Consider the following 8,095-nt stretch of genomic DNA (forward strand, 5'->3'; position numbering starts at 1 on the left):
CTACTATGGTCATGTTTTCAATTCATTTGAAGAACTTGAACAAGCAATTACTAAATGGATTCACTATTACAACACGAAACGAATTAAGAAAAAATTGAACTGGATGAGTCCAATCCAATATCGTTTAACTTATTCAAAATAACAAAAAAAAAGACAAGAAATTATTCTTGTCTAAAAAGTCTAGCTTTTGGGGTTCACATCATCTAGAAGTACTTTTTTTATTTATCAAAGCAGTTCATCTTCGATAACTATTTTTCCTTGAGCTGTAAATGAAACTCCTTCTTTTTTCAAAAGTTCCATTTGTTCACTTTTAGCAGGTTCTGGAAGTCCAATTGTTCGGTCTGAACGGACTACACGTCACCAAGGAAGTCCATATTTTTTGGACATGGAGTGCAAAACTCTCGAAACCTGTCGAGCCCCATTTGAAAGGCCAGCCAAGTGTGCCACATCTCGGTAGCTCATCACTTCTCCTTCTTTTAGATTGAGAATGACTTCTAAAATCTTTTTTGTATTTTCGGTAATTTCAGCCATTTTTTATCCTTTTTTAGCATTTACTAATAAGTCTGTCAGCAAATATTTTACTGACAGACTTATTTTTTGTTAAATATGTAGTTTTCGACGGAGAGATAATCCTCTTGGACCAAACCACTTCTCTAAAAGTCCTAGTTTGGCAGCAAACCAGAGATAAGTATAAAAACCTGCACCACCGGCTATCGCCGCAATAAATACTGACGCAATACGCCCTGGGCTCTTACCGAAGATAAATCCTAAAATAACTTCAACAATAATTACCACAATCGCCATAAATCCTGTCAGTAAAGCTGCCCCCTGAATTCCACGAATTGTATTCTTAATTGAAAAATGAGTTAATTCGTGTAATTTTCTGATGAACAAGAAAACGCCAATTAAGAAGGAAATCGTTGTCGCAAGTAAAGGTCCATAAGTATGGAAAATAAGAATCATCGGAACTTGTAAAACTAATTTGATAACAAGAGTCAATGTGAAGATTCGCATTGCCAAACGTTTATGATCCATTACCGTCAGCGGAGGATAGACAATCATATAAAGTCCCAATAAGAAAGTTTGTAAGATAGCAAAGACAAACAAGCTACTTTGCAAACCAGAAGGAATTTGGTAAAAAATTGTATAAATTGGTTTGGTCAACAGTGACATTCCAATCACGGCCGGAAGCATAAAGCCAACATATAATTGGAAATTATAACCGACCAATGTTGCAAGCTCACGCCGATTTCCCTGAACATAATGTTCTGTAATCAATGGGTCTGATACAGAACCTAGCGTCAAAGCCACGCCCAATAAAACCATGGTCAATTTATCTGTATTGGCCGAGAAATAACTCATCAAAACAAGTAACTCATTATGACTATAATTTGTTACCCAAGGCATCATATTCATGAAAGTTGAGTTATCAATAATTTTGAAAATTTGAATAGCTGAGCCAATGACAATAAACGGAATAGCGGTATGTAGGGTTGATCTTAAAATTTCTAAAGCATTTATTTTAGACTTTACAGGACCTGGATTGATTAATTTATTAAGATTTCCCGATTTTTGTAAGTAATAAAATAAGACAGCATAGGAACCTAACATCCCGATAAAAGCAGCTAAAGTGGATTGCGTCACAGCATTTTGCCAGTTATGTGAACCTAATTTCATGATAGCAAAAGTCGCCGCCAACATCCAAATGACCCGAACAATTTGCTCTAAAAGCTGACTCATAGCGTAAGCTTTCACTTGATTTAACCCTTGGAAATATCCCCGAATAACGGACATCGAAGGAAAAATCAAGACCGCTAAGGCAAGACTTTTCATGACTGGAATCAAGTCTGCGCTATCTTTCCCTCCAACGAGTGTCGATAGTGGACCGGCGAGAAAGAACATTAGTCCTGAAGCAATAATCCCTAGAACTAACATGACTCCGAGCATTTGGCGTACCAGACGATAGGCTATATTGGGGTCATCCAAGGTATTGTAACGCGCCACTTCACGCGCGATTGCCGCTGGAATTCCCACTGTTGAAATCAAAAGGAAAAGGGCATAGATGTTATATCCCATGCTAAAGAGGGAGTTAGCTTCATTACCAAAACGTCCCATCCAAGCATACCAAGGAATAATATAGATGACACCTAAAATTTTCCCAATCATATCTGCACCAGTCCGCCAAGCAGCACCCGAGAGCATCTGATCTTTTGATTTTGCAGCCGTTTTTGGTGACTGCTGACCCGTATTCATTATTTTTTCTGAATCTTCCATTGTTCCATTTTACCCTAAGTTCTGTATTTTGACAATAAAAGAATAATTTTAGATCATTAATTCACGATGTCATCTATTACTATCAAGTAAATAAATGGGACATGCGTCAGGTCTTTGCTTATGCTATAATATAGGGTAATGGGATTTTTCCCTTAGTTCCTTGCTTTTAGAAAGGTATCGCACGCTTCGCGATAAATAGGCATTCCTCACATGATTAAACTCGAACAAGTTGTAGAAATACTAAAAAAAGATAATAACTTTCGTGAGATTTCTTCTGCTGGCGAATATTATTTCAATTGGCCAAAAGAAGTAAACTTTGACCAGCTCTCTTATGATTCACGAAAATCAACTAAAGACACCCTTTTTTTTGCCAAGGGTTTAAATTTTAAAAAGGAGTATCTGACAGATTTAGAAGCTGCTTTTTATGTTTCAGAATTTGATTATGAAGTAGCTCTTCCAGCAATTATCGTAACCGATGTTAAAAGAGCAATGGCTCTAATTGCCGCTAACTTTTATAAATTCCCTCAAAATAAATTAAAAACCCTTGCCTTAACTGGGACCAAAGGAAAAACAACTTCTGCTTACTTTGCTAAATCCATTCTTGATAAAATGAATGGAGGTAAAACTGCCCTTTTATCAACTGCCCAAACGACTCTTGATGGACAAAATTATTTCAAATCAGAACTGACAACACCTGAAAGTCTTGATTTATTGGAAATGATGGCAAAAGCTCTGGAAAATGGAATGACACATTTAGTAATGGAAGTTTCAAGCCAAGCTTACAAGACTGAACGAGTTTATGGTTTAACTTTTGATGTTGGTGTTTTCTTAAATATTTCTCCTGACCACATCGGTCCAGTTGAGCACCCAACTCTTGAAGATTATTTTTACTGCAAACGTCAACTTCTTAAAAATTCACGTTATTTTGTTGCCAATGCCGAAATGAACCACTTTGCAATCATTAAAGAAGAACTCAATGAACGGAAAATTCCTCATGCTTTCTATGGTGCAGATTCTGAAAATAAAATTATAGAATCAAAAGGACTTCATTTTGTTACTGACGGCTCTGTCAGTGGAGAATTTGATATTCGCTTGTTAGGACGATTCAACCAAGAAAACGCCTTGGCTACAGCATTAGCAACCAAAGCACTTGGTGCTTCTTTTGAAAATATTCGTCAAGGTTTGGCTTCAGCTATCGTTCCAGGAAGAATGGAATTACTCACCGCCAAAAATGGGGCACACATTTACATTGACTATGCCCATAATGGTTTATCGTTAGAAAATCTCGTTGAAGTTGTTGAAGACCATCATGCTGGTCAGCTTTTCTTAGTTCTTGGTTCAACTGGAAATAAAGGAGAAAGTCGCCGTAAAGATTTCGGACAAGTCATTGAAAATCATCCCCGTCTAAATGTAATCTTAACAACGGACGATTCAAACCGAGAAAATCCCAAAACAATTGCTGACGAGATTGCTTCATTTGTTAGTCGTGAGCTGGACTTTGAATTGGACCGTGAATTTGCAATTAAAAAAGCTATCAGTAAAACTCAAAATTCTGATGATGCTGTCATTATCGCTGGAAAAGGCGCGGATATGTTCCAATTGAAGGACGGGAAACGTGAACCTTATATCGGAGATAGTCCTGCTGCTCAAAAATATCTCTAATTTACTGACAGAAGTTCTATCAGTAAATTAACTAGAGAAAAACGACTCGAAATTGAGTCGTTTTTCTCTTTTATCCTTTAACTAAGCAAAAGAATTAACAACGGCAAGGATTCTCTGCAATTCTGCATGAGTTTCATAGCTCACTGTATCCGAATAAAGGAGTGCAGAAAGCTTACGAGATGAGTATCCAACCTTCTCACTTACCTCATCAATGTGCAATTTCTTTTCCTTCATCTTGTACAAAATCGCTTCCTTAAAATTGTTTGTAATTTCTTCTTGTTGAAATTGCGAAAGATTGTTAAATTCATCACTTGAATAGTTGACTAAATCCTTTGAATTCATCTGTATCGCCTCTTTTTATTTTATTTAGTAAAATCAATGACCATCCGGCCTTCAATTTTTCCTGCTTTCATTTCATCAATAATCTCATTGATTTATTCAAGCTTGCGTGTCGCAACAATTGGTTTGACTTTACCTTCAGCACCAAATTGAAATGCTTCTGCTAAATCAAGTCTTGTTCCAACAAGTGAGCCAGCAACTTCCACACCATCAAAAACAACTGTCAGAACAGACAAAGTCATTTCGGTATTAGGCAGTGCCACCGCAAACATTTTACCCATTGGTTTCAAAGAAGCGACTGCTTGTTCAAATGCTATTCTTGCAACGGCGCAAACAACAGCACTTTGTGCTCCTAAACCACCAGTGATTTTTTTTATTTCATCAATTGGATTGACTTCACCAGAATTGATAATCACATCTGCACCAATTTTTTTAGCTAGGTCCAATTTATCTTGATTAATATCAACTGCAATTACTTTTGCCCCAAAAACATTTTTAGCGTATTGAATAGCTAGATTACCTAGTCCACCGGCACCAAAGATGACTTGCCAATCTCCTTGGCTTAACTCCAGAAACCTTGATTGCTTTGTAAGTCGTAACTCCAGCACAAGTGATTGAACTTGCTTCAATAGGATCAAGTCCCTCTGGAACTTTTACCGCATAATCAGCTGTTACAATCGCTTGTTCGGCCATTCCACCGTCAACTGAATAACCAGCATTTTTGACCTCTCGACAAAAAGTTTCATTACCAGAAACACAGTATTCGCAATGCCCACATCCTTCGAAAAACCAAGCGACTGACACGCGATCTCCAACTTTTAAGGAAGTGACTTCACTACCAATTTCTTTGACAATACCGATTCCTTCATGACCAAGGACCGTTCCAGCTTTGTTGCCATAATCGCCTGCTGCTACATGCAAGTCTGTATGACAGACTCCACAATATTCCATGTCGAGTAAAGATTCATTGGGCTTAATCATCCGAAGTTCTTTTTCAACAACATCCGCATAGCCATCCGGATTTTGCCGTACTACTGCTGCTTTCATAAGAAAGTCTCCTCTATATATTATATTTTTGTAAACACATTCTTTTTAATTTATTCTAACACTTTTCACCTCATTTTGTATCATTAAAGTAGCAAAAAAATATTTTTGACCAATAAAATATCTTATTTCTATTTAAGTAATTTTTATACCAGTTTTTCTTTAAATTTTTTAAGATTCATCTGTGATTTTTCCCTCTCTTTTACGTATAATATAGAAAGAATGAATTTAGAAATAAAACTAAAAGAAATATTCGGTTATGATTATTTCCGAAATGGTCAAAAACAAATTATTGAACAAGTCTTAGCAGGACAAGCTACTCTTGGCATTTTGCCTACTGGAGCTGGAAAATCAATTTGTTATCAACTACCAGCCGTTATCCAATCTGGGCTCACACTGGTAATCTCACCACTTATCAGTCTAATGAAAGATCAGGTTGACCAACTTAATATCGCTGGAATCCCAGCAACTTTTATCAACTCTACTCTTGAAGAAGGTGAATCTTATCAAAGAATGCGACAAGTAGAAAATGGTGAAATTAAGCTTCTTTTTGTTGCGCCCGAACGTTTTTCATTAGATTATTTCAATAATTTCTTACAAAAACTTCCAATTGACTTAGTTGCCATCGATGAAGCCCACTGTATTTCGCAATGGGGGCATGATTTCAGACCTAGTTATGTCGATTTTGCAGCTCATCTCAAAGATTTACCTACACGGCCCACCGTCTTAGCTCTCACTGCTACTGCGACTCCAAAGGTTGCCGACGATATCCAATCCTTGCTCTCTATATCCCCCAGCCACACCATCAAAACTGGATTTCTTCGAGAAAACCTCCGTTTTGAAGTGGTTAAAGGGATGGATAAAAGAACTTTTCTTAAAAATTATCTTAAAAATCAGGAGAGTGAGTCTGCTGGAATTATCTACGCCAGCACCCGTAAAGAAGTTGAAGAAATTTGTGAGTGGCTCAACCATAATCATTTTAAAGCCGTTCGTTATCATGCTGGGCTGAGCGAGCGAGAACGTCAAATGAACCAAGAGCTTTTTCTATTTGACGAAGTGCCAATAATGGTTGCAACCAATGCTTTTGGGATGGGAATTAACAAACCAAATGTTCGATTTGTGATTCACTATGCCATTCCCGCAACAATTGAAAGTTATTATCAAGAAGCTGGTCGTGCAGGACGTGACGGCTTAGAATCAGATGCAATTTTACTCTTTTCTCCAAATGATTTGCGAATTCGTAATTTTTTGATTGAACAAGGTGAAGGGGATGAGGGACATAAAGAACTTGAATATGAAAAGCTCCGTCAAATGCAAGCTTACACAAGTGCTGAAACTTGCCTCCAACGCTATATTCTCCAATATTTTGGTGATGAAGGAGAAGACTGTAAGAAATGTAGTAATTGTCTTGATGAAAGAGAACTTCTTGATATCACCGTTGATGCCCAAAAGGTTCTTTCTTGCGTGGTAAGAATGGGTGAGCGATTTGGTAAGACAGCTGTAGCACAAGTGTTGATTGGTTCTAAAAATAAAAATATTGCCAAATGGAATTTTGAAGGCCTCTCCACTTTTGGAATTATGAAAAATTACTCCCAAAAGACAGTCGGAGAATTAATCGACTTTTTATCTGCGGAGGGTTATCTCAATGTTACAACTGGAAAATTTCCCCTCCTTCTCCTTTCAGCCCAAGGTCTAAAAGTACTCAAGGGCCAAGTGAAAGTCTCTCGAAGAGCAAGCTTGATTATTGAATCTAAGGCGACTGTTGTTCATCATTTTGATGAAGAGTGTTTTGCAAGTATTCGTTCGCTTCGACTTGAACTTGCAAAAGAAGAAGGCGTTCCTCCGTTTATGATTTTTTCTGATAGTGCCCTTAAAGAAATGGCACAAGTTCTTCCAGATAGCCCAAGCCAATTTTTACAAATTTCTGGTGTAGGTCCCGTCAAATTAGAAAAATATGGGACGGCATTTATCAGTAAAATATCAGAATACGAAAAAGCTAAGTAAAAACATTATTCAAAAATAGATAAAGCGAAACTTCTGTTTCGCTTTTTAGTTTGGGAACCAGAATTTTTAAAATTTTACTATATAAACCGCGATTGAAACCCACTATAAATAAAATAATTTATTATACTATCAATAATATTTACCAATTAACTATTTATTATTTTTTATATTTTCCCATATAAATTATAATTTTCTTATTTCGACTATGACAGGTCGTGGGTAAAAATAAGTTTTACATCCCACGCCATACTCAATTTCATCCACATTTAAATTTAACACACATAAACTTTCAACCCTCTCTTTACAACTGTACAGAAATTCACAATTTGATTTATAAAAACGAATTATAAGTTCTACCTCATCTGTCTGAATCATCACTTCATTGATTGACCCCCTCTTTTCCCCTCCTATCTAAATTTATTCTTCTTTCAGAATCTAATGCAAAATAATAAATATCACCCTTTGCTTTAATAACAATACCCGCTGCAAAATCAGCAGATTCTTTATTTTCGATAACCTTTACATTTATTTTAAAATCAACCTTATCACTTTTCTCAAACATTATCTTCGGGCTATCATCTCCGAGCCAAGTATTATAAATCTTCTTACCATCAAAACTAAAAATGGTGCTCTCTTCTTGTTGAGTGATAATATCATCTTCATTATTTTCAATTGTTGTGGTTTGAACTCTATTAAAAACGGGTACTTGCTCATTGACGTTAAGTCAATTTTTTAGAGTAACAAACGTAGAATTTTAATCTATTTATTTTAA

Annotated in this window: 7 protein-coding genes and 1 pseudogene; 3 read left to right on the forward strand and 5 right to left on the reverse strand. The window is 36.4% G+C overall.

The window, feature by feature from the left end:
* Positions 1–142, forward strand: a 142-nt coding sequence (locus LLA01S_RS11295) for an IS3 family transposase (protein ID WP_145995534.1), incomplete at its 5' end; no start/stop codon positions are given.
* A gap of 215 nt (positions 143–357) precedes the next feature.
* Here the strand turns inward: LLA01S_RS11295 and LLA01S_RS13435 are convergent.
* Entirely contained in the window at positions 358–531 is a 174-nt protein-coding gene (locus LLA01S_RS13435) for an MGMT family protein (protein WP_228764407.1), read from the reverse strand.
* A gap of 69 nt (positions 532–600) precedes the next feature.
* Complete coding sequence (locus LLA01S_RS11305; protein ID WP_061778329.1) at positions 601–2,274, reverse strand: putative polysaccharide biosynthesis protein; 1,674 nt, start codon at positions 2,272–2,274, stop codon at positions 601–603.
* A gap of 210 nt (positions 2,275–2,484) precedes the next feature.
* Between LLA01S_RS11305 and LLA01S_RS11310 the strand changes: the two genes are divergently transcribed.
* Complete coding sequence (locus tag LLA01S_RS11310) at positions 2,485–3,936, forward strand: UDP-N-acetylmuramoyl-L-alanyl-D-glutamate--2,6-diaminopimelate ligase (RefSeq protein WP_011676813.1); 1,452 nt, start codon at positions 2,485–2,487, stop codon at positions 3,934–3,936.
* 81 nt (positions 3,937–4,017) lie between these two features.
* Here LLA01S_RS11310 and LLA01S_RS11315 read toward each other — a convergent pair whose 3' ends face one another.
* Positions 4,018–4,278, reverse strand: coding sequence for a hypothetical protein (locus tag LLA01S_RS11315; RefSeq protein ID WP_011676814.1), 261 nt, complete (start codon positions 4,276–4,278; stop codon positions 4,018–4,020).
* A 20-nt stretch (positions 4,279–4,298) separates the two neighbouring features.
* A pseudogene (gene adhP, locus LLA01S_RS11320) lies at positions 4,299–5,322 on the reverse strand (alcohol dehydrogenase AdhP).
* Between the two features lie 219 nt (positions 5,323–5,541).
* Here adhP and recQ point away from each other — a divergent pair.
* Positions 5,542–7,323, forward strand: coding sequence for a DNA helicase RecQ (recQ, locus tag LLA01S_RS11325; RefSeq protein ID WP_011676817.1), 1,782 nt, complete (start codon positions 5,542–5,544; stop codon positions 7,321–7,323).
* Positions 7,324–7,702: 379 nt separating this feature from the next.
* Here the strand turns inward: recQ and LLA01S_RS11335 are convergent, their stop codons facing one another.
* Positions 7,703–7,885: a hypothetical protein gene (locus tag LLA01S_RS11335; protein WP_011676818.1), complete on the reverse strand. Its 183-nt coding sequence runs from the start codon at positions 7,883–7,885 to the stop codon at positions 7,703–7,705.
* Between the last annotated feature and the right edge of the window lie 210 nt (positions 7,886–8,095).

Source organism: Lactococcus cremoris subsp. cremoris NBRC 100676 (assembly GCF_001591705.1).
GTDB classification, from domain to species: Bacteria; Bacillota; Bacilli; order Lactobacillales; family Streptococcaceae; genus Lactococcus; species Lactococcus cremoris.